The sequence below is a fragment of the Brevundimonas sp. genome (genome assembly GCF_027484365.1).
Taxonomy (GTDB): Bacteria; Pseudomonadota; Alphaproteobacteria; order Caulobacterales; family Caulobacteraceae; genus Brevundimonas.
In genome coordinates, this window is record NZ_JAIXTC010000012.1 from 1 (window position 1) to 19,667 (window position 19,667).

General features: G+C 67.5%; 20 protein-coding genes and 1 pseudogene. 10 read left to right on the top strand and 11 right to left on the bottom strand.

Going from position 1 to position 19,667, the window contains the following annotated elements:
* Positions 1-264 precede the first annotated feature (264 nt).
* The 5 genes and pseudogenes from Q0044_RS04505 to trmB form a co-directional block, all read left to right on the top strand.
* Positions 265-435 (top strand): annotated as a pseudogene (locus Q0044_RS04505) (DapH/DapD/GlmU-related protein); the annotation flags it as partial.
* Positions 436-744: 309 nt separating this feature from the next.
* Entirely contained in the window at positions 745-1,527 is a 783-nt protein-coding gene (locus Q0044_RS04510) for a carbonic anhydrase (protein ID WP_298160152.1), read from the top strand.
* Between the two features lie 98 nt (positions 1,528-1,625).
* On the top strand, positions 1,626-2,825 hold the full coding sequence (gene metK / locus Q0044_RS04515; protein ID WP_298160155.1) for a methionine adenosyltransferase: 1,200 nt from the start codon (positions 1,626-1,628) through the stop codon (positions 2,823-2,825).
* A gap of 102 nt (positions 2,826-2,927) precedes the next feature.
* On the top strand, positions 2,928-3,290 hold the full coding sequence (locus Q0044_RS04520) for a hypothetical protein (protein WP_298160158.1): 363 nt from the start codon (positions 2,928-2,930) through the stop codon (positions 3,288-3,290).
* 40 nt (positions 3,291-3,330) lie between these two features.
* Positions 3,331-4,032, top strand: a complete 702-nt coding sequence (gene trmB / locus Q0044_RS04525; RefSeq protein WP_298160159.1) for a tRNA (guanosine(46)-N7)-methyltransferase TrmB — start codon at positions 3,331-3,333, stop codon at positions 4,030-4,032.
* Positions 4,033-4,174: 142 nt separating this feature from the next.
* Here trmB and dapB read toward each other — a convergent pair whose 3' ends face one another.
* From dapB to dnaK, 3 genes are all read right to left on the bottom strand, one after another.
* Positions 4,175-4,924 carry a 4-hydroxy-tetrahydrodipicolinate reductase gene (dapB, locus tag Q0044_RS04530; protein WP_298160161.1) on the bottom strand — a complete coding sequence of 250 codons (750 nt, stop codon included), beginning with the start codon at positions 4,922-4,924 and terminating at the stop codon, positions 4,175-4,177.
* A gap of 37 nt (positions 4,925-4,961) precedes the next feature.
* Positions 4,962-6,167, bottom strand: a complete 1,206-nt coding sequence (gene dnaJ, locus Q0044_RS04535) for a molecular chaperone DnaJ (RefSeq protein WP_298160164.1) — start codon at positions 6,165-6,167, stop codon at positions 4,962-4,964.
* Positions 6,168-6,329: 162 nt separating this feature from the next.
* A complete protein-coding gene (dnaK, locus tag Q0044_RS04540) occupies positions 6,330-8,231 on the bottom strand; it encodes a molecular chaperone DnaK (protein WP_298160168.1) in 1,902 nt (633 codons plus the stop codon).
* Positions 8,232-8,552: 321 nt separating this feature from the next.
* On the opposite strand from dnaK, the gene Q0044_RS04545 reads away from it, so the two are divergent.
* The 3 genes from Q0044_RS04545 to Q0044_RS04555 all read left to right on the top strand — a co-directional run bounded on the left by Q0044_RS04545 (position 8,553) and on the right by Q0044_RS04555 (position 10,694).
* Positions 8,553-8,966: a hypothetical protein gene (locus tag Q0044_RS04545; protein WP_298160171.1), complete on the top strand. Its 414-nt coding sequence runs from the start codon at positions 8,553-8,555 to the stop codon at positions 8,964-8,966.
* Positions 8,967-8,977: 11 nt separating this feature from the next.
* Positions 8,978-9,583, top strand: coding sequence for an alpha-ketoglutarate-dependent dioxygenase AlkB family protein (locus tag Q0044_RS04550; RefSeq protein ID WP_298160173.1), 606 nt, complete (start codon positions 8,978-8,980; stop codon positions 9,581-9,583).
* A 211-nt stretch (positions 9,584-9,794) separates the two neighbouring features.
* Positions 9,795-10,694 carry a dienelactone hydrolase family protein gene (locus Q0044_RS04555; protein ID WP_298160176.1) on the top strand — a complete coding sequence of 300 codons (900 nt, stop codon included), beginning with the start codon at positions 9,795-9,797 and terminating at the stop codon, positions 10,692-10,694.
* Between the two features lie 133 nt (positions 10,695-10,827).
* Here Q0044_RS04555 and grpE read toward each other — a convergent pair whose 3' ends face one another.
* Positions 10,828-11,457 carry a nucleotide exchange factor GrpE gene (gene grpE / locus Q0044_RS04560; protein WP_298160179.1) on the bottom strand — a complete coding sequence of 210 codons (630 nt, stop codon included), beginning with the start codon at positions 11,455-11,457 and terminating at the stop codon, positions 10,828-10,830.
* The gene (gene hrcA, locus Q0044_RS04565) at positions 11,454-12,518 is read right to left on the bottom strand and encodes a heat-inducible transcriptional repressor HrcA (protein ID WP_298160410.1); all 1,065 of its coding nucleotides are present in this window, start codon (positions 12,516-12,518) and stop codon (positions 11,454-11,456) included. Before hrcA ends, grpE begins: the two co-directional genes overlap by 4 nt.
* 133 nt (positions 12,519-12,651) lie before the next feature.
* Here hrcA and rph point away from each other — a divergent pair, with 133 nt between their 5' ends.
* Complete coding sequence (gene rph / locus Q0044_RS04570; protein ID WP_298160182.1) at positions 12,652-13,386, top strand: ribonuclease PH; 735 nt, start codon at positions 12,652-12,654, stop codon at positions 13,384-13,386.
* A gap of 297 nt (positions 13,387-13,683) precedes the next feature.
* Positions 13,684-14,070, top strand: coding sequence for a hypothetical protein (locus Q0044_RS04575; protein ID WP_298160185.1), 387 nt, complete (start codon positions 13,684-13,686; stop codon positions 14,068-14,070).
* A gap of 66 nt (positions 14,071-14,136) precedes the next feature.
* Here Q0044_RS04575 and pnp read toward each other — a convergent pair whose 3' ends face one another.
* The 6 genes from pnp to Q0044_RS04605 form a co-directional block, all read right to left on the bottom strand.
* On the bottom strand, positions 14,137-16,371 hold the full coding sequence (pnp, locus tag Q0044_RS04580; protein WP_298160188.1) for a polyribonucleotide nucleotidyltransferase: 2,235 nt from the start codon (positions 16,369-16,371) through the stop codon (positions 14,137-14,139).
* Positions 16,372-16,615: 244 nt separating this feature from the next.
* Positions 16,616-16,885: a 30S ribosomal protein S15 gene (gene rpsO / locus Q0044_RS04585; RefSeq protein WP_209321855.1), complete on the bottom strand. Its 270-nt coding sequence runs from the start codon at positions 16,883-16,885 to the stop codon at positions 16,616-16,618.
* A gap of 34 nt (positions 16,886-16,919) precedes the next feature.
* Positions 16,920-17,852: a tRNA pseudouridine(55) synthase TruB gene (gene truB, locus Q0044_RS04590; protein ID WP_298160195.1), complete on the bottom strand. Its 933-nt coding sequence runs from the start codon at positions 17,850-17,852 to the stop codon at positions 16,920-16,922.
* 43 nt (positions 17,853-17,895) lie between these two features.
* Entirely contained in the window at positions 17,896-18,354 is a 459-nt protein-coding gene (rbfA, locus tag Q0044_RS04595) for a 30S ribosome-binding factor RbfA (protein WP_298160197.1), read from the bottom strand.
* A 61-nt stretch (positions 18,355-18,415) separates the two neighbouring features.
* Positions 18,416-19,102: a DUF2459 domain-containing protein gene (locus Q0044_RS04600; protein WP_298160200.1), complete on the bottom strand. Its 687-nt coding sequence runs from the start codon at positions 19,100-19,102 to the stop codon at positions 18,416-18,418.
* The gene (locus Q0044_RS04605; protein ID WP_298160203.1) at positions 19,102-19,599 is read right to left on the bottom strand and encodes a hypothetical protein; all 498 of its coding nucleotides are present in this window, start codon (positions 19,597-19,599) and stop codon (positions 19,102-19,104) included. The genes Q0044_RS04600 and Q0044_RS04605 overlap by 1 nt, the downstream gene beginning before the upstream one ends.
* Positions 19,600-19,667 lie beyond the last annotated feature (68 nt).

A 19,667-nucleotide genomic window follows, 5' to 3' on the forward strand; every position in this document is an offset into this window, starting at 1 on the left:
CAGGTGGTTCGCAGCGGCGCGACGGGGATCGGCGGCGAGGATCTTCCGGTAGAGATTTGCCGCTTCGTCCAGCCGCCCACTTTGGTGATGCTGAATAGCGACCGCGAGCATTGCGCCGGCCGGATCGGCCTCGGCGTCCGCCTTTGCGTCTGCGCGAGGCTGCTTCCGGTCCATTGGCTGTCACTTTCCTGCGGCCGGGGCATCGTCCGGTGGAGTGAACCGGACCGGGTCTGCCGCAGGCTATTTGGCCCAAGTTAAGCGGCCAGGGGCAATTCGACCAGCATCGAGGACGACTGCTTCATCGGCGCCCGTTCCGAGGTCGTGGGGGGCGTCATCGTCCGCCAGGGTGCGGTGCTGGCCATGGGCGTCTATATTTCGGCCACGACCAGAATCGTCGACCGCGCGACCGGCGAGATCACGCGCGGCGATAGGCCACCTGGAAGTCCCGCCCGGTGTCGTTCCCAGGTATGGCGCAGGTGGCGATTCCGGAGTTTCCCACGTTAAGTCGCGTAACTCAGGAAACGGCCCGATGACCCCCTCAGCCCACTCTGGGAAGGGTCCGGGCCGGCATGATTTCGCCAGCTCAAATCTCCGCTAACTATCAGGTATATAACGCTTTTTCACCAGTCCGTGAGTAGCCTTCGTAATGCGGGGGTCAGGTGTTCGGGTCACCTAAGCGGCACCACTCCCCTCTGGCATAACGCCGTCATCCTGTAGGATGTGCGGGCGAATCAGGGGGCGATCATGGGTTTAGGCAATTCCGTTGCGGCGGCCGTGACGGCGGCTGTTGCCCTTTCCGGGGCGGCTCTGGCCCAGGACCACGGCCACGAGGCCGAGGCGACGCCTGCGGCCCACGGGCCCGGCTGGTCCTATCGCGGTCCGACCGGGCCCGAATACTGGAGTCGCCTGGACACGGCCTTCGCGGCCTGTGCGGCCGGCCAGCAGGAAAGCCCGATCGATCTTTCCGGCGCCGTTTCCGCCGATCTGGAGCCGCTGGACCTGCAGTGGCGTCGGCTTCCTGCCCGGGTATTCGACACCGGCCACGCGATCCAGGTCGAGGCCTCTCCCGGGTCCAACCTGACGATGGGCGGCAAGGGGTATCAGCTGCTTCAGTTCCATGTGCATCAGCCCAGTGAGCACCTGCTGAACGGGCACCGCTATCCGCTGGAGATCCATTTCGTTCACACGGCGCCGGACGGGACCCTGGGCGTCGTCGGGGTCTTCGCCGAGCCGGGCGAGAGCAATGCGGTGCTGCAGACGGTGCTGGCGGCGGTCGCATCCGCCGGGCCCGCCGATGACCGGCCCTCTCTGGATCTGACGTCACTGCTGCCCGAACAGCGCGGCTATTTCCGCTATGCAGGATCCCTGACGACGCCACCCTGCAGCGAGACCGTCGACTGGGCTGTGCTGGCCGAACCGATCACGGTGTCGGATGACCAGATCGAGGCCTTCGCCCGCCTGCACCCGGGCAACACCCGCCCGCTGCAGCCCCTGAATCGCCGGTTCCTGCTGCGCTCGGGACAGTGACCGGCAAGCCGGGGCACGGCGTCCCTTGATCATATAAGCATATCTTTATATGTCTCCGGCCAACCCCGCCCGTCCTGGGCTGCCCGGAGCGATCCCCCTTGTCCCGTTCTTCCTTCCTCTTCACCTCTGAAAGCGTTTCCGAAGGCCACCCCGACAAGGTCGCCGACCGGATCTCGGACACCGTCGTGGACCTGTTCCTGTCCAAGGATCCCTATGCCCGTGTGGCCTGTGAGACCCTGACGACGACGAACCTGGTGGTGCTGGCCGGCGAGATCCGCGGCAACGGGATCATGGACACGGACGGAAACTGGGCGCCGGGCGTCCAGGACGAGATCGAGGCCGCCGTGCGCGCTGCGGTCAAGGACATCGGCTATGAGCAGACCGGCTTCCACTGGGACCGGTTCGAATTCATCAACCGCCTGCACGGCCAGTCGGCGGACATCGCCGTCGGCGTCGACGCGGCGGGCGAGAAGGATGAGGGCGCGGGCGACCAGGGCATCATGTTCGGCTACGCCTCGAACGAGACGCCGGAGTTGATGCCTGCGACCCTGCAGTACAGCCACAACATTCTGAAACGCCTGGCCGAGGTCCGCCACGGCGGCGACACCCGCCTCGAGCCCGACGCCAAGTCCCAGGTCACCATCCAGTATGTGGACGGCAAGCCCGTTCGCGCCACCTCCATCGTCCTGTCGACCCAGCACGCCCCGGGCCTGTCGTCGGCCGACGTCGCCGAGATCGTGAAGCCCTACATCCTCGACGTGCTGCCGGAAGGCTTCACCGACGAGACCACCGTCTGGCACATCAACCCGACCGGCATCTTCGAGATCGGCGGACCGGACGGCGACGCGGGCGTGACCGGCCGCAAGATCATCGTCGACACCTACGGCGGCGCGGCTCCGCACGGCGGCGGCGCCTTCTCCGGCAAGGACCCGACCAAGGTCGACCGCTCGGCCGCCTACGCCTGCCGCTACCTGGCCAAGAATGTGGTGGCCGCCGGCCTCGCCGACCGCTGCACCATCCAGATTTCCTACGCCATCGGCGTGGCCAAGCCCCAGTCGATCCACGTCGACCTGCACGGCACCGGCAAGGGCTCGGTCACCGAGGCCGTTCTGGAGGACAAGATCCTGGGCCTGATCGGCGGCGCCACCCCCCGGGCGATCCGCGAGCACCTGGGCCTGAACAAGCCGATCTACGCCCGCACCGCCGCCTACGGTCACTTCGGCCGCACGCCGGATGCGGACGGCGGCTTCAGCTGGGAAAAGACCGACCTGATCGACCAGCTCAAGGCCCTCGCCTGATCCGGCCTGACAGGTCCCTTTCGGGATATTGACGCGGCCGGTCCTTCCACGCATGTCGCGGAAAGGACCGGCGATGGCCGTCGGTCAGGGGAATGTTGTATGATGAAAACCATGATCACGGGCGCCATGGCCGCCCTCTGCATGCTCGCCGGCGCCGCGCCCGCCTCGGCCCAGGCCGACGGCGACTACTACACGTTCGATCTGGTCAACCAGAGCGACTACACCATCCTGACCTTCAAGACCGGCGAGCCCGGCGGCACCTACAGCCAGGACTGGATGCCGACGCGCGTCCTGGAGTCCGGCGACAGTGTCGCGATGCGGTTCTACGATTCCGAAGAAGCGTGCATCTACTACGTCAAGGTCACCTTCACCGACGGCGACGCCTGGGAAGAGCGTCTGGACTTCTGCGACCTCGAGTATGTCGTCGTCACCAACGAAGGCATCTCCGGCACGAACGGCGACTGACGCCTTTCAACGGTCGTCGTCGCGGGCTAACAGGCGCGCGATGACGACCGATCCTTCTTCCCACGGCCCCGACACGCCCCTCCGCACGTTCGGGCGGATCAAGTCGCGACCGATCAAGCCGCGCCAGGCGGCCCTGTTCGACACCCTGATGCCTGTCGTGAAGGTTCCGGACCCGTCGGCCGGGCCGATCGACCCGGCGGTCCTGATGCCCGGGGCGAAAGAGGCGTGGCTGGAGATCGGCTTCGGCGGCGGCGAACATCTGGCGGCCCAGGCGGCGCGTCACCCGGCCGCCCTGATGATCGGCTGCGAGCCCTTTCTCAACGGTGTGGCCTCGGCCCTGCGGCACGTCGAGGAGGGCGGGCTGACGAACGTGCGCCTGCACGCCGACGACGCCCGCGCGGTGGTCCAGGCCCTGCCCGACGGGTCGCTGGACAGGATCATGATCCTGTTCCCCGATCCCTGGCACAAGCTGCGCCACAACAAGCGCCGCCTGATCCAGCCGGCCTTCGCCGCCGAGCTGGCCCGCAAGCTCAAGCCCGGCGGCCGGCTGCGTTTCGTCACCGACTGGAAGGACTATGCCGGATGGGCGCTGGAGCGGTTCCTGGCCACGCCGGGCCTGCGCTGGCTCGCCGACGAGGCCTCAGACTGGAAGGTCGCGCCGGAAGACCACGTCGTGACCCGCTACGAAGAGAAACGGCTCGGCGACACCGATCCGATCTTTCTGGAGTTCGAACGAACCTGATCGATCGCCGGTCGTCTGACCCCGGCTTTCTTGACCTGTGCAGGGGCTTTTGGCGCTGTTGGTCTCTTTGATCGCGACCTGGCGACTTTTTTGATCGATTTGGACCGGGTCGAAACGCCTCGCCTGACCTCAGCGGATCGGCTCAGGCCTGCCGGAACCCCAGCACGTCCTGCATGTCGTAGAGACCGGGCCGGCGCGTACGCACCCAGGCGGCGGCGGCCACGGCGCCCTTGGCGAACAGGGACCGGTCGATGGCCGAATGGCTGAGGGTCAGGACCTCATCGTCCGAGGCGAACAGGACCGTGTGTTCACCGACGATGCCGCCGCCACGGATCGAGGAGAAGCCGATGGTCCCTGCCTTCCGCTCGTCTGAAATCCCGTCATAGGGGGCGCTGCGCAGCTCGGACAGGTCGTGACCGCGACCCGATGCGGCGGCCTCCCCCAGCATCAGGGCGGTGCCCGACGGGGCGTCGATCTTCTTCCTGTGGTGGGCTTCAGTGATTTCGATGTCCCAGTCGCGAGCGTCGAGCCGCAGGGCCGCATGCTCGACCAGACCGATCAGGATATTGACGCCGAGAGAGAAGTTGCCGCTGCGGACGATGGCGACCCGTTCCGAGGCGGCCTGCAGGGCGGCTTCCTGGTCGTCCGAAAAGCCCGTCGAGCCGATGACCAGGGCCGGGCCGCCGCGTTCGGCGCAGCTCCGGGCCAGAGCGACCGAGGCCTCCGCCGTCGAGAAGTCGATGACCACGTCGCACAGGCCCAGGTCCGGGGTCTCGCCCCAGTCGAAGCGCACGGCGACCATGACGTCCTCGCGCGCATCCAGCGCCTGTGAGACCGCGCGACCCATGCGGCCGCGTGCGCCGGAAATCCCGACATGAAACAGTTCGCTCAAGACTCAGGCCCCCCGGCCACAAACCACTGACCTGGCGTCACTGCGCGTTCTCGCGTGAGGCCTTGGCCCCAGCCTCGGAACTGTCTTCAGAGCCCAGGATATCCGCCCAGAACCGCTTGGCCTTGCCGGCGAAGGAGGAGTTCCGCGGGTTCTGGCCGGCGCCGAAGGAGGCGGCCAGTTCCTGCATCAGCTCCTTCTGGCGCGCGGTCAGGTCTGTGGGGGTCTCGACGAACAGTTCGACCACCAGATCGCCCCGCTGGCGGCCGTTCAGGTGGGGCATGCCCTTGCCGCGAATACGGATGGTCTTGCCGGTCTGGGCGCCGGCGGGCACCGAAACCGGGGCCTTGCACTCGCCGTCGCAGGCCGAGGACACCAGACAGGGCGCCTCGATGTCGCCGCCCAGGGCCGCGACCGTCATCGGCACCGGCACCGTGCAGAGCAGGTCCAGATTGTCGCGCTCGAACAGGTCGTGCGGCGTCACCGACAGGAAGACATAGAGGTCGCCGCGCGGGCCGCCGCGCGTCCCGGCGTCACCCTCGCCCGACAGGCGGATGCGGGATCCATCATCCACACCGGCGGGAACCTTCAGAGACAGTTTCCGGGTCTTCCGCACCTGACCGTGGCCGTGGCAGGTCGTGCAGGTGTCCGCCGGGGACAGACGCTGGCCCTGACCACCGCAGGACGGGCAGGTCCGTTCGACCTGGAAGAAGCCATTGGCCTGGCGCACACGCCCGGCGCCCTGGCAGGTGGAGCATGTCGTCGGTTTCGCGCCGTTCTTCGCGCCCGAGCCTTCGCAGGTCTCGCACGTCGCCGTGGTGGGCACGGCGATCTCGACCTCGGCGCCCTGATAGGCCTGCTCCAGGGTGATCTCGAGATCGTAGCGCAGGTCCGAGCCGCGGCGCGGGCCGTTCGACTGGCGTCGGCCGCCGCCGCCGAACACGTCTCCGAAGGCGTCGCCGAAGACCTGGGAGAAGATGTCGTTGACGTCGTGGAAGCCCTGCTGGCCCCCGCCCCCGCCACCGTTCACGCCGGCATGGCCGAAGCGGTCATAGGCGGCGCGTTTCTGGTCGTCCGAGAGGACCGTATAGGCCTCGGAGATCTCCTTGAACCGGGCCATCGACTCTTCCGAGCCGCCGTTGCGGTCCGGATGATGCTCCATCGCCAGCTTGCGATAGGCGGACTTCAGGCCGGCGGCATCAATGGTCCGCTCGACCGACAGCACCTCGTAATAATCACGCGCCATGCGCAGACGTCCCTAAGCCGACCCCGACCATTCCGGCCACACCTTGAGTTCGAAGGCGCAAGCGGAGCGGCGACCCATGAAGGACATGGGCGCCAGGCGGCCTGATGCAAGTTTCATGAAAGTCACGGTCCTCCCCCGGATCACAGGGGAGGACCACGACGTTTAGGCGCTCTTCTTCTGGTCGTCGTCGCCCGAGACTTCCTCGAACTCCGCATCGACCACGCCGTCGTCGGCGGGCGCGTCGTCACCGGCCGAACCGGCGCTCTGGGCGTACATCGCCTCGCCCAGCTTCATCGAAGCCTGGACCAGGGTGTTGGTCTTGGTCCGGATGTCTTCCGGATCCGTGCCGTCGCGCGCCGTCTTCAGCTCGGCCAGGCCGGTCTCGATCGCCGACTTCTCGTCCGCGCCGACCTTGTCGCCGTGTTCGGCCAGGGCCTTCTCGGTCGAGTTGATCAGGCTGTCGGCGGCGTTCTGGGCCTCGACCAGATCCTTGCGGATCTTGTCGGCGGCGGCGTTGACCTCGGCTTCCTTGACCATCTTCTCGATGTCGGCGTCCGACAGGCCGCCGTTGGCCTGGATCCGGATCGACTGTTCCTTGTTGGTCGCCTTGTCCTTGGCCGAGACGTTGACGATGCCGTTGGCGTCGATGTCGAAGGCCACCTCGATCTGCGGCATGCCGCGCGGCGAGGGCGGAATGCCCATCAGGTCGAACTGACCGAGCATCTTGTTGTCCTGGGCCATCGGACGCTCGCCCTGGAAGACCCGGATGGTCACGGCCGACTGGTTGTCGTCGGCGGTGGAGAAGACCTGGCTCTTCTTGGTCGGGATGGTCGTGTTGCGTTCGATCAGCGGGGTGAAGACGCCGCCCAGGGTCTCGATGCCCAGGGTCAGGGGGGTCACGTCGAGCAGAAGGACGTCCTTGACGTCGCCCTGCAGCACGCCGGCCTGAACGGCGGCGCCGAGGGCCACGACCTCGTCAGGGTTCACACCCTTGTGCGGCTCCTTGCCGAAGAAGGCCTTCACGGCCTCCTGCACCTTGGGCATGCGGGTCATGCCGCCGACCAAGACCACTTCGTCGATGTCCGAGGCCTTCAGGCCTGCGTCCTTCAGCGCCTTGGCGCAGGGTTCGATCGTGCGCTGGATCAGGTCGTCGACCAGGGCTTCCAGCTTGGCGCGGCTCAGCTTGATGTTCAGGTGCAGAGGGCCCGAGGCGTTCATGGTGATGAACGGCAGGTTGACCTCGTACTGGGTCGTGGAGCTGAGCTCCTTCTTGGCCTTTTCAGCCTCTTCACGCAGGCGCTGCAGGGCCAACTTGTCCTGGCGCAGGTCGACGCCCTGTTCCTTCTTGAACTCGTCGGCCAGGTAGTCGGCCAGACGGACGTCGAAGTCCTCACCGCCGAGGAAGGTGTCGCCGTTGGTGGACTTCACCTCGAAGACGCCGTCGCCGATCTCGAGGACCGACACGTCGAAGGTGCCGCCGCCGAGGTCATAGACGGCGATCTTCTGGCCGTCGTTCTTGTCCAGGCCATAGGCCAGGGCCGCCGCGGTGGGCTCGTTGATGATGCGCAGGACTTCAAGGCCCGCGATCTTGCCGGCGTCCTTGGTCGCCTGACGCTGGGAGTCGTTGAAATAGGCGGGCACGGTGATGACGGCCTGGGTGACCTTGTCGCCCAGATAGGCCTCGGCGGCCTCCTTCATCTTGATCAGGGTGAAGGCCGAGATCTGCTGCGGGGAATAGTCCTTGCCGTTGGCGCGCACCCAGGCGTCGCCGTTCGGGCCCTTGACGATCTCATAGGGCACCATGCCCTTGTCCTTCGCCACGACGGGGTCGTCGAAGTTGCGGCCGATCAGGCGCTTGATGGCGAAGAAGGTGTTGGCGGGATTGGTCACCGCCTGGCGACGCGCCGGCTGTCCCACCAGGGTCTCGCCGCCGTCCTGGATCGCGACCACCGACGGGGTGGTGCGGTTGCCCTCGGCGTTCTCGATGACCTTGGGGTTCTTGCCGTCCATGACGGCCACGCAGGAATTGGTGGTGCCGAGGTCGATACCGATAATCTTGGCCATGAGCCTGTCTTTTCTCCGTCTGGCGGGCGATGCGGCGGCCTTATCAGAAAGCGCCGCGCGTGACCGCCCCCGTTTTGTTGGCGCCGTGATCGCTGAGGGCGCTCGCACGGCAGAATGGGTTCAATTGCCGGGAAACCCCACGGATCTCGGGGTCTCTCGGGCTGGTCGGGATATGGGAAAGTCGCCATGCCCCGCAAGGGCTTGATGGCTTCCGAGGTCGGAATCAGACAGAGTCAGGGGTCATCAGGTGCTTTGGAGCTTCCGCTCGGGCAATCTGCCGCCTGATTGCGGGTCACGGGCCCGCCCGTCCAGGACCCCGATATGCGCTCCCCGCCTCGCAAGCCCCGTCTTTCCGCTCCGGTTCTGGCCCTGGGTCTGGCCCTGTTCGGCCTGGCGGGAACGCAGGCGGAGGCTCAATCGACGTCGAAGCGCGTGGCTCCGGCGCCTGTGAGGGTGGCCATCCGCCAGTCGAACGACGCCTATAATCGCGATGTCCGCATCCATAACCAGACCGGCTGGTCGATGACCTATCTCTATGCCTCGTCAGGCGGGGAGTGGAGTGACGACCTGCTGGGGTCCGGCACCCTGTCGCCGGGTCAGAGCGTGGTGGTGACCATCGACGACGGTTCGGGCGCCTGCCGCTACTCTCTGCGCGCCGAGTTCGACAACGGCCAGACCCTGCAACGCAGCGGCATCAACGCCTGCCAGGTCGCGGACTACTATTTCACGCGCTAGGGATGCGGGGCATGGAGCCCTTCCCCGACCTGCCCGGATTTCAATACTGGCCCGGACGGCTCGATGAGGTCGCCCAGGCCGCCCTGCTGGCCTCCATCACGGCCGCCCTCGATATCGCGCCCCTCTACCGGCCAGTCACCCCGGGCGGAAAGCCCTTCTCTGTCCAGATGAGCAACCTCGGCCCGCTCGGCTGGGTCTCGGACAAATCGGGCTATCGCTATCAGTCGACCCACCCCGTGACCGGCAGGCCCTGGCCGCCGATCCTGACGACCCTGCTGGATCTCTGGACCGAGCTGACTGGCTGGCCCGCCCCGCCCGACGCCTGTCTGGTGAACCTCTACCGCGAGGATGCCCGTATGGGTCTGCATCAGGACCGGGACGAGGCTGACCTCGGTGCGCCTGTCCTTTCGGTCTCGCTCGGAGACACCGCCGTCTTCCGCATCGGTCCAGCGGGCAAGGGGCCCACGCGGTCGCTGAAACTCGCCTCGGGCGACGTCTGTGCCCTGTCCGGCCCCGCTCGGCTGGCCCGGCACGGCGTCGACCGGCTGCTGGCCGGATCGTCGCGGCTGATCCCGGGCGGCGGGCGCATCAACCTGACCCTGCGCCGTGCGACATAGAGCATGATCGTTTCTGGTGGACCCGCTTCGCGGGTCCGGCATGAAGCGTGAATCATGCTCTCGCCTGAATCTGGAGCCTGATTCACGGCATCAGCGGAATCGCGAAGCGATTCCACCTCAGCCGATCAGGCTCTGGACTCACGGGTCGGTGACTCGACGGAACCGTGCGGGCTGGTCAAAGTCCGCGGCGAAAATCGAGAAGGAAGCGCCGATGACCGTCCTGATCCGCCCCGAAGGCCAGACCGCCGACGATTTCCGCCTCTCCCGCCGGGCGCTGGGCGGGCTGACGGCCGGAGCCGTGTTCACCGGCTATGCCGTCGCTGCCCTGGCCCAGGAGGCCCAGCCCATCACAACGGACAGCGAGGGTCTGACGACCGACATGGTCTCCTACCCCTCCGCCGATGGCTTCGACCTGCCGGCCTATGTGGCCCGACCGGAGGGCGACGGACCCTTCCCGGTCGTGATCGTGGTCTCGGAGATCTTCGGCCTGCACGCCTATATCCAGGACGTCTGCCGCCGCCTGGCCAAGGCCGGATACGCCGCCATCGCCCCGGCCTTCTTCGTCCGCGTCGAGGACCCTGCCCCGCTCGCTGACATGCAGCGCATCCAGGCCATCGTCGGCGCCGCCGGCTACGAACAGGTCATGGGCGACATCAACGCCACAATGGAATGGGCCTCGGGCCAGCTGTGGGCCAACACCGACAAGGTCGGCATCACCGGCTTTTGCTGGGGCGGCAAGGTGGTCTGGCAGGCCGCGGCCCGGTTCGCCGCCATCGACGCCGGAGTGGCCTGGTACGGCCGCCTCGCCCCGTCGCCGACCGCCACGGCGGAACAAATCGCGTCGGGCCGGCCCTTCCCGGTCGACCTCGCCGGCGACCTCAAGGGCGTGGTCATCGGCAACTACGGCGGCCAGGACCAGGGCATCCCCAACGACAGCGTCGCCGCCATGCAGCGGGCCCTCGCCGCCGTCGGCGCGACCGAAAGCGGGATCAAACTCTATCCCGACGCCCCGCACGGCTTCCACGCCGACTATCGGGCGTCCTACCGCCCCGTTGAGGCGGCCGACGGCTGGGCCCGGCTGCTGGCCCTGTTCGAGGCGAGGCTGAAATAAAATCCTCCCCCGTCGGGGGAGGGGGACCGCGGAGCGGTGGAGGGGGCCGACCGCAGACTCTGCGTCTGAACCGGGCCCCCTCCGTCTCTGCGCTTCGCTTCGAGCCACCTCCCCCGTCGGGGGAGGATTGGGATCACGCCTTGCCGTCGAATGTCCCGCCGTTCGCATCCGGAGCCGAACCGTAGGGGTTCGCCCCTTGCGGGCCTGATCCCTTGGCCGCCACCACCACCATGGCCGGGCGCACGGTGCGGCCGAACAGTTCATAGCCGGCCTGCATGGTCTGCAGCACGCTGCCGCCCGGAACTTCCGTCGAGGGCTGTTCCATCATGGCCTGGTGCAGGTGCGGATCGAAGACGTCGCCCGGACCCGGCGCCACCCGCTTCAGCCCGTTGGTCTCGAACGCCTGCAGCAGCGACTTCTGGGTCAGCTCCAGACCGGTCACCAGACCCGCCTCGCCGGCATCCGCGTTCTTGGGCGCCGCCATCAGGGCGCGCTCCAGATTGTCGGCCACGCCCAGCAGGTCCTTCGCGAAGCGCTGGATGGCGAAGGCCCGCGCGTCGTTCATCTGGGTCTCGGTGCGCCGCCGGACATTGTCGGCCTCGGCCGCGGCCCGCATGGCGCGGTCCTTCCACTCGTCACGCTCGGCGATCAGGGTGTCCAGCGGACCCAGATCGCCGGAATCGGCGTCCAGCCCGGCCTCGGCATTGGCCAGGGCCTCATCCAGCTGGGCTTCGAGATCGTTGGGGTTCGTCGTATCGGTCACGTGTCTTGTCCGTCCAGGATTCGCCCCAGCACCCGGGCGGTGTAGTCCACCAACGGGATAATGCGGGCGTAGTTCAGTCTCGCGGGGCCGATGACGCCGATGGCGCCCAGAACCCGCTGGCGGCCCGTCATATAGGGCGCCGCGACGACAGCGGAACCCGAAAGCGAAAACAGTCGGGTCTCGGCGCCGATAAAGATGCGCACCCCCTGGGCCGCATTGACCCCGTCGAGCAGGCCGATCAGCTGTTCCTTCTGCTCCAGATCGTCGAACAGGACCCGGACCTTCTCCAGATCCTCCGCGGCGCCCGTATCCTGCAAGAGGTTGGCCCGGCCCCGCACGATCAGGGATCGCTCCCGGTCCGTTCCGCCGGACCAGGCCGCCAGACCGTCCTCCACGAGCCGGGCGGCGGCGGCGTCCAGCTCGGAACGCGCCGCAGCGAGTTCGGCCCCCATCTCCAGCCGCGCCTCGGACAGCAACCGGCCCTTCATGCGGGCCGAAAGGAAGTTCGAGGCCTCCTGCAGGATCGAGGGCGTGACCCCGGCCGCCAGGGGCATCAGCCGGTTCTCGACCGTCCCGTCGTCGGCGACCAGCACCGCAAGGGCCTGGCCGGAGCCGAGGGCCACGAACTCCACATGTTTCACGCCCGCATCGCGCACCGGCGAGGCGACGATCCCCGCCCCGCCGGCCAGACCCGACAGCAGGGCCGACGCCTCGTTCAGCGCCTCGTCGAAACCCTTGCCGCGCCCGATCAGGCGGGCGTCGATCTCGCGCCGCTCCTCGGTCCCGACATCGCCGATTTCCAGCAGTCCGTCGACGAACAGCCGCAGACCCGCATGGGTCGGGATCCGCCCCGCCGAGGTGTGGGGCGCGGCCAGCAGCCCGGCCAGGGTCAGGTCCTGCATCGTGTTGCGGATCGAGGCCGGAGACAGATGCACCCCGCCTTTCGACACGGTCCGTGACCCGACCGGCTCCCCGGTCTCCAGATAGGTCTCGACCACACTGCGGAAGATCTCCCGCGCACGCTGATCCAGGGCGGTCAGCCCGGCATAGTGGGGCGTCATCAGGGGGCTGAGCGGCGGCCTCATGCGCTCGGCCTCGCAATCGCGGAAATGTCGGGGGGATACAGGCTCACCCTTTCAGGATAAGCAGCCCGGCTCGATACGCCAACGATTACCCGCATTCAGGACTTCCACCATGCGCCCCTCCGAACGCACCCCCGACCAGCTTCGCACCGTGACCCTGGAGACCGGCGTCAACCGCTACGCCGAAGGCTCCTGCCTGGTCTCGTTCGGCCACACCAGGGTTCTGGTCACCGCGTCGATCGAGGAAAAGGTGCCGGGCTGGATGCGCAACACCGGTCAGGGCTGGGTCACGGCCGAATACGGCATGCTGCCCCGCGCCACCCACACACGCGGCAAGCGTGAAGCCACCGCCGGCAAACAGTCGGGCCGCACCCAGGAAATCCAGCGTCTGATCGGCCGCTCGCTGCGCGCCGTCGTCGATCTGAAGGCCTTGGGCGAGCGTCAGGTGCTGATCGACTGCGACGTCATCCAGGCGGACGGCGGCACCCGCACCGCCTCGATCACCGGCGCCTGGGTCGCCATGGCCACGGCCCTCGGCTATCTGCGGGCCGAGGGCGTGCTGAAGGCCGACCCAATCCTCGACCAGGTCGCGGCCATCTCATGCGGCATCTTTGACAATACGCCCGTGGCCGACCTCGACTACGAGGAGGATTCGAATGCCGAGGCTGACGGCAATTTCGTTCTGACCGGCTCGGGAACCATCGTCGAGATCCAGGCGACCGGCGAGAAGCGCGGCTTCTCGCGGCCCGAGTTCGACCGCCTGTTCGAACTGGCCGAGGCCGGTTGCAACGATCTGTTCAAGCTGCAGAAGGCCGCCGTGGACGAGGCCCTGGCCCGCCGGCGCTGAAACCGGCTCCGGCGCGTGTGAATTTATTCTTCCCGCCCCTTGCGGATGGCCGGCTGCGCCCCAGATTGCCAAACACGGTCTTTGACAATCCGGCAGGCCCCTGGTCCACCCTGTCCGTCGGTGTGTTTCGGGCGAAACGGCCACGATACGCCAACCGTTTGATTCTTCTGGGTGGACCAGATCGGATTTGTCCGTTTCGTCCGTTTCGTCAGGGTGTTTTTCGCGGACAGAACGGACTTTCCAGCGACGGAGAACAGCGTCATCGTAGCGCCTTCCAGATCGCCCGGAGACGTCGCCATGGTTCGCGTGCCCGCCGCCCTCGCCCTCGCATTGAGCCTGTCGCTCGCCGCCTGCGGCTCACCGGAGACGACGCCCGCCGCCGATCCGGCCGCGACCGCCGAACCCGCCGTCGAACAGACGCCGGTCATGCCAGTCGACGCGCCGCCGCAGGAAGAGGCCGGGGTCCCCGAGGGTGAACTCCTCGGCGCGGCCGACCGGACCTGCACCGACAGTATCGGCGAGGCCGCTGCCGCCCGGCTGGCCGAGCGTTGCACCATGGTCAGCCCGGCCACCCACCCGCCCTGCAACCCCGCCAACGCCTGCGCCCTGATCCAGGACGAGATCGACCGTGCCTGCGGCCAGTACGGCCCCGGCGAGGCCAGGCCGGCGGAGTGCGCCGCCTGACCACGGCATGAAAAAGGCCCCGCTGTTTCCAGCGGGGCCTCGTTCATTCAGCGATAGGGCCGAAACCTAGTCGCGACGCGGACGGCTGCGGCCGCGATCGCCGCCGCCTTCACGCTTCTTGCCGCCGCCGCCGGTGTCTTCGGTCAGGGGGGCTTCGCCGCGTTCGGCGCGCTCGGCGTTGATCTTGTCCGTCAGGTCTTCACCCGTGGCCTGATCGACGACCTTCATCGACAGCTTGGTCTTGCCGCGATCGTCGAAGCCGAGGAACTTGACCTTGACCTCCTGGCCCTCGGACAGGACGTCGGCCGGGTTGGCGACGCGTTCCAGCGAGATCTGGGACACGTGGACCAGGCCGTCCTTGGCGCCGAAGAAGTTCACGAAGGCGCCGAAGTCGACGACCTTCACGACCTTGCCGGAGTAGATCATGCCGGGCTCGGGCTCGGACACGATCGACGAGATCCAGTTCTTGGCGGCGTCGATCTTCTCCTGGTCCGAGGCGGCGATCTTCACCGTGCCGTCGTCCTCGATGTTGATCTTGGCGCCGGTCTTCTCGACGATCTCGCGGATGATCTTGCCGCCGGTGCCGATGATGTCGCGGATCTTGTCGACCGGGACCTTGATGGATTCGATCTTGGGCGCGTACTCGCCGAGCTCGGTGCGGGCGCCGTCGATGGCCTTGTCCATCTCGTCGAGGATGTGAAGACGGCCGGCCGAAGCCTGGGCGATGGCCTTCTTCATGATCTCTTCGGTGATGCCCGCGACCTTGATGTCCATCTGCAGCGAGGTGATGCCGTCACGGGTGCCGGCGACCTTGAAGTCCATGTCGCCGAGGTGATCTTCGTCACCCAGGATGTCCGACAGGATGGCGAACTCGCCCGACGGCTCGAGGATCAGGCCCATGGCGATACCCGAAACGGGCTTCTTCAGGGGCACGCCCGCGTCCATCAGCGCCAGCGAGGCGCCGCAGACCGAAGCCATGGAGGACGAACCGTTGGACTCGGTGATCTCCGACACGATGCGGATCGTGTAGGGGAATTCTTCCGAAGTCGGCAGCATCGGACGGATCGCCCGCCAGGCCAGCTTGCCGTGACCGATTTCCCGACGGCCCGCGCCGCCCATACGGCCGGTCTCACCGACCGAGTAGGGAGGGAAGTTGTAGTGAAGGAGGAACTTCTCCTTGTAGGTGCCGCTCAGGGCGTCGACGTACTGCTCGTCCTCGCCGGTGCCCAGGGTCGCGACCACGATGGCCTGGGTCTCGCCACGGGTGAACAGGGCCGAACCGTGGGTGCGCGGGAAAACGCCGACTTCCGAGACGATGTCACGGACCTTGTCGAGCGCACGACCGTCGACACGGTGGGCGTTGTCGATGATGTCGCGACGCAGGACGTGGGCTTCGCATTCCTTGAAGGCGACGCCGAACTTGGCGGAATCGACGCCGTCCGGGTTTTCGTCGGTCTTCACCAGGGCGGCCGAGGCCTTCTTCTTGGCGGCGCCGACGGCTTCATGGCGGGCATGCTTGCCGACATGGGTGTAGGCGGCCTTGATGTCCTCGCCGACCAGCGACTGGATCTGGGTGACCACGTCCGAGTGATCCTCGGCGGTGAAGTCGAACGGATCCTTGGCCGCGTGCTCGGCCATCTCGATGATGGCGTCGATCACCGGCTGCATGCCGCGATGCGCGAACATCAGGGCGTTCAGCATCACCTCTTCCGACAGCTCCTTGGCCTCGGATTCGACCATCATCAGGGCGTCCTTGGTGCCGGCGACGACCAGGTCGAGCTGCGAGTCGGCCAGCTGGTCGAGGGTCGGGTTCAGGACGTATTCGCCGTCGATATAGCCGACGCGCGCGGCGCCGATCGGGCCCATGAAGGGCACGCCCGACAGGGTCAGGGCGGCGGAGGTGGCGACCATGCCGACGATGTCGGGGTCGTTTTCAAGGTCGTGCTGCAGCACGGTGATGACGACCTGGGTCTCGTTCTTGAAGCCCTTGACGAAGAGCGGGCGGATCGGACGGTCGATCAGGCGGGAGACCAGCGTCTCCTTCTCCGTCGGACGGCCTTCACGCTTGAAGTAGCCGCCCGGGATCTTGCCGGCGGCGAAGGTCTTTTCCTGGTAGTTGACGGTCAGCGGGAAGAAATCCAGGCCCGGCTTGGGCGCGCGACCGTAGACGACGGTGGCCAGGACGATGGTCTCGCCATAGGTAGCCAGAACGGCGCCGTCGGCCTGGCGGGCGATACGGCCCGTTTCCAGCGTCAGCGGGCGGCCGGCCCAGTCGATCGTCTTGCGTTTGATATCGAACATGTTTTCGTCTTTCGTATCCCGGGCGGCGTATTCCGGCCGGGGTCCCATCAGTGGGTGCGGATGCGTCGGGTGTTCAGTCCTTCGATCCTAGGAGCGCCGCCCCATGGCGGTCGATCCGGGAGTGGAAGAGGACCGGTGTGGCCCTCGCGTCTGCGCCGTACGTCCGGCGGCGCGCCGGGGGTCTTAGGTACGGAAAGAGGCGCAGGCATGGCCCGCGCCTCGAAACCGGTATCGCGAACCGCGCTTAGCGGCGCAGGTTCAGCTTGGTGATCAGAGCAGTATAGCGCTCGCGATCGACCTTCACGAGGTGGTCCAGAAGGCGACGACGCTGCGAGACCATCTTGAGCAGGCCGCGGCGCGAGTGATTGTCCTTCTTGTGGGTCTTGAAGTGCTCGGTGAGGTTGGCGATGCGTTCCGAAAGGATCGCGACCTGGACCTCGGCCGAACCGGTGTCGCCGGCGGAGCGGGCGTTCTCGGCGATGACTTCGTTCTTGCGTTCAGCAGTAATCGACATCGGTATTCTCCAGGCTGGAGTCTCCTGACGGACGTCAGGAAAGATTGAAAACGCGGTCGGGTTCTAGCCGGCCGGCCCGCATCTGACCGAGAGCGACGAGGGTCTGACCCTGAAAGGCGGAAACGGTACGGGAGCCGTCCCGAAGGCGACTCTTGAGCGTCTCGACCTGTCGGGGGAGCAGAACGATCGGTCGTCCCTGACGAAGCGAGAAGGCGTCCTGGTCCGTGACGGCCAGCTCCGGGATGTCGTCCAGGGCGGTCGCAACGGGCAGTAGGCCTTCCAAGGCGGCGTCCCTATGCACCAGATCGGTCAGGAAATCCAGCGTGACGGCGTTCTCGACCGAAAACGGCCCCACCCGCTCGCGCCGAAGGGCCGAGACATGCCCCTCGGCCCCCAGCATCACCGCCAGATCGCGGGCCAGGGACCGCACATAGACGCCCTTGCCCGTGCGGATGGTCAGTTCGACATGGTCGGGGTCGGGCGCGTCGGTGACAGCGGCGTCGTGGATGGTGACCCGGCGCGACTCCAGTTCGAAGTCGGCCCCTTCTCGGGCCAGGTCATAGGCCCGCTGGCCGTCGACCTTGATGGCGCTGAACCGGGGCGGGGTCTGGTCGATCTCGCCGACGAAGGCCGGCAGGGCCGCGCGGACGGCCTCGGGCGTCGGGCGCACGTCCGAGCGGGCGATGATCTCGCCCTCGCGATCGACGCTGTCGGTCGAGACGCCCCAGTTGATCGTGAACCGATAGACCTTCTCCGCCTCCATCATGAAGGGGACGGTCTTGGTCGCCTCGCCGAGCGCGATCGGCAGGATGCCGGACGCCAGCGGGTCCAGCGTCCCGGCATGCCCGGCCTTCTGGGCGTCGAACAGGCGGCGGACCTTCGACACCGCGTCGGTCGATCCCATCTCGAACGGCTTGTCGAGGCACACCCAGCCGTTGACGACGATACCCTTCTTGCGGCGGCCCATTACGCCGGACCCGTCGCGCGTTTTGGCGTCTGGGGCCGGACCATCAGGCCTCGTCCTTGTCTTCGACCGGCGGCACGAAGGAGTCGGCGCGGACACGGGGATCGTCCAGGAGCCGGTTCAGGCGTTCGGCAGCCTCGAAGCTCTCGTCGTGACGGAAGCGCAGGTCGGGGGTGAAGCGCATGTCGATGTGGCGGCCCAGGGCCCCGCGCAGGAATTTGGCGTGGGCGTTGAGCGCCTTGATGATCTCGTCGATATGGCCGGCCGTGTCCGAGGTCTCGATCCCGGCGCCCAGCGGCTCGACGAAACAGGTGGCGTGTTTCAGGTCCGGCGACAGACGCACCTCGGTGACGGTGACCGACACGCCGATCAGGGCGGGATCGCGGATCTCGTTCTCGCGCATGACCTCGACCAGGGCGTGGCGGATCATCTCGGAGGCGCGCAGCTGGCGCTGGCTGACGGTTCCGGCCTTGGCGGCGGGCTTGGAGGATTTTCGGTTGCTCATGACGGTCGTCCTGTTCGCCGCCGGGGATCGGACCCGGCCGGAAAAAGCGAAGGCGCGGGGTCTAGTCCCGTCTGGGGCCGGTGTCCAATTGGACGCGATCCACGGCGGCAATGACCTCTGCGGCGGTGACGGAGCGCAGGGGACGGATCGGCAGGCCCGCGGCGTTGAGCACCCGGGCGGTCCAGCTGTTGCACAGATAACCGATCCAGAAATGCTCCCGGCTGGCAAAGAAGTGCGCGCCGTCGCCGTCCCGCGCTGTCGACAGGCGGGGTCGGCCCTCCGCCAGCGACAGGGAGTCCTGTACCCGGTTGCGCAGGCCGGCGAAGGCCTCGGGCGACAGCACCAGGGTCCGGCGGCTGCCGGGCGCGAACCGCCGGGCGGGGTCGCCCGTCTCCGGGTCCAGCATCACGACCGAGGCGTTGCCCGGCCGGAAGAAGGCGCGAAGCCCGTCGGGAATCCTGGACTGCATCGGCGAGGTGTCGACGAAGAATTTCGCATCGCCCCAGCCGATCAGGATCCAGTCCCCGGCCCCGACCGACCGTGACGCCTCGGCCAGCGGCCCGCCGCCGGCCTCGAGGGCCGCGCGCGGCACGGCCAGGTCGGTGTGGAAGCCATTGTTGAGGACATGGACGGCGACGCCGGCCTCGGGAGCTGCGGCCGGCCCCGGAGTGCCGGGTCGGGTCCAGGTCCAGAGGGCCGCGACCAGACCCAGCAGACCCGCCAACAGCATCGCCCCCGCGATCCGCATCAGTCGGCCTCGGCGACCGTGGCCCGGGGCGGCAGGCTCCATTCGCCCCGGTAATTGTAGGACAGGGTCACGCAGTGGCGGAAGGTTCCGTCCGGCCAGCGTCCGGCCGCGTGGATAACCATAGGTCGCCCCGCCCGGACCCTGCCGACGACCAGGAAGGTGGCCTCCGCCCCTGGACAGAGGGCCCGCGCCAGACCGCGTCCGTCGCCGTCCATGGCGATGGAATGGACAGCGCTTTCGCCGGCCCCCTCGGGGAGGACCCGTCGCGCCTCGTCGGGGCCGCCACGCGCGATGGTCGCCGAACCCCGTGCCGTGGTGGAGATGATGCGACGCACGCTGACAGCGCCGAACCACCCGCGCTCGACCTCCAGGGTCACGCCGCGCGTCAGGGCGGTCGTGACCCGGTCCGACGGGTCAAAGGCGAGATAGCGGGTGTCCGCCGCCGCCGGCGTGGCCAGGGCGATCAGGATGACGGCGGCGAACACACGGTGAAGCATGGCGTCAGTTCATACCGCGACTTGCGGCGGAAGGGAGGCGACGGCCCCTCCCCATCGCGGCGCGACAG

What these genes read in the sequence shown, in the direction of transcription:
- rbfA (WP_298160197.1), bottom strand. Translation starts at nt 18,354, where the DNA reads ATGAGCAACCGAAAATCCTCCAAGCCCGCCGCCAAGGCCGGAACCGTC.
- Q0044_RS04510 (WP_298160152.1), top strand. Translation starts at nt 745, where the DNA reads ATGGGTTTAGGCAATTCCGTTGCGGCGGCCGTGACGGCGGCTGTTGCC.
- rpsO (WP_209321855.1), bottom strand. Translation starts at nt 16,885, where the DNA reads ATGTCGATTACTGCTGAACGCAAGAACGAAGTCATCGCCGAGAACGCC.
- Q0044_RS04520 (WP_298160158.1), top strand. Translation starts at nt 2,928, where the DNA reads ATGAAAACCATGATCACGGGCGCCATGGCCGCCCTCTGCATGCTCGCC.
- Q0044_RS04555 (WP_298160176.1), top strand. Translation starts at nt 9,795, where the DNA reads ATGACCGTCCTGATCCGCCCCGAAGGCCAGACCGCCGACGATTTCCGC.
- rph (WP_298160182.1), top strand. Translation starts at nt 12,652, where the DNA reads ATGCGCCCCTCCGAACGCACCCCCGACCAGCTTCGCACCGTGACCCTG.
- hrcA (WP_298160410.1), bottom strand. Translation starts at nt 12,518, where the DNA reads ATGACGCCCCACTATGCCGGGCTGACCGCCCTGGATCAGCGTGCGCGG.
- dnaK (WP_298160168.1), bottom strand. Translation starts at nt 8,231, where the DNA reads ATGGCCAAGATTATCGGTATCGACCTCGGCACCACCAATTCCTGCGTG.
- trmB (WP_298160159.1), top strand. Translation starts at nt 3,331, where the DNA reads ATGACGACCGATCCTTCTTCCCACGGCCCCGACACGCCCCTCCGCACG.
- pnp (WP_298160188.1), bottom strand. Translation starts at nt 16,371, where the DNA reads ATGTTCGATATCAAACGCAAGACGATCGACTGGGCCGGCCGCCCGCTG.
- dnaJ (WP_298160164.1), bottom strand. Translation starts at nt 6,167, where the DNA reads ATGGCGCGTGATTATTACGAGGTGCTGTCGGTCGAGCGGACCATTGAT.
- Q0044_RS04550 (WP_298160173.1), top strand. Translation starts at nt 8,978, where the DNA reads ATGGAGCCCTTCCCCGACCTGCCCGGATTTCAATACTGGCCCGGACGG.
- Q0044_RS04545 (WP_298160171.1), top strand. Translation starts at nt 8,553, where the DNA reads ATGCGCTCCCCGCCTCGCAAGCCCCGTCTTTCCGCTCCGGTTCTGGCC.
- Q0044_RS04600 (WP_298160200.1), bottom strand. Translation starts at nt 19,102, where the DNA reads ATGCGGATCGCGGGGGCGATGCTGTTGGCGGGTCTGCTGGGTCTGGTC.
- Q0044_RS04605 (WP_298160203.1), bottom strand. Translation starts at nt 19,599, where the DNA reads ATGCTTCACCGTGTGTTCGCCGCCGTCATCCTGATCGCCCTGGCCACG.
- Q0044_RS04575 (WP_298160185.1), top strand. Translation starts at nt 13,684, where the DNA reads ATGGTTCGCGTGCCCGCCGCCCTCGCCCTCGCATTGAGCCTGTCGCTC.
- truB (WP_298160195.1), bottom strand. Translation starts at nt 17,852, where the DNA reads ATGGGCCGCCGCAAGAAGGGTATCGTCGTCAACGGCTGGGTGTGCCTC.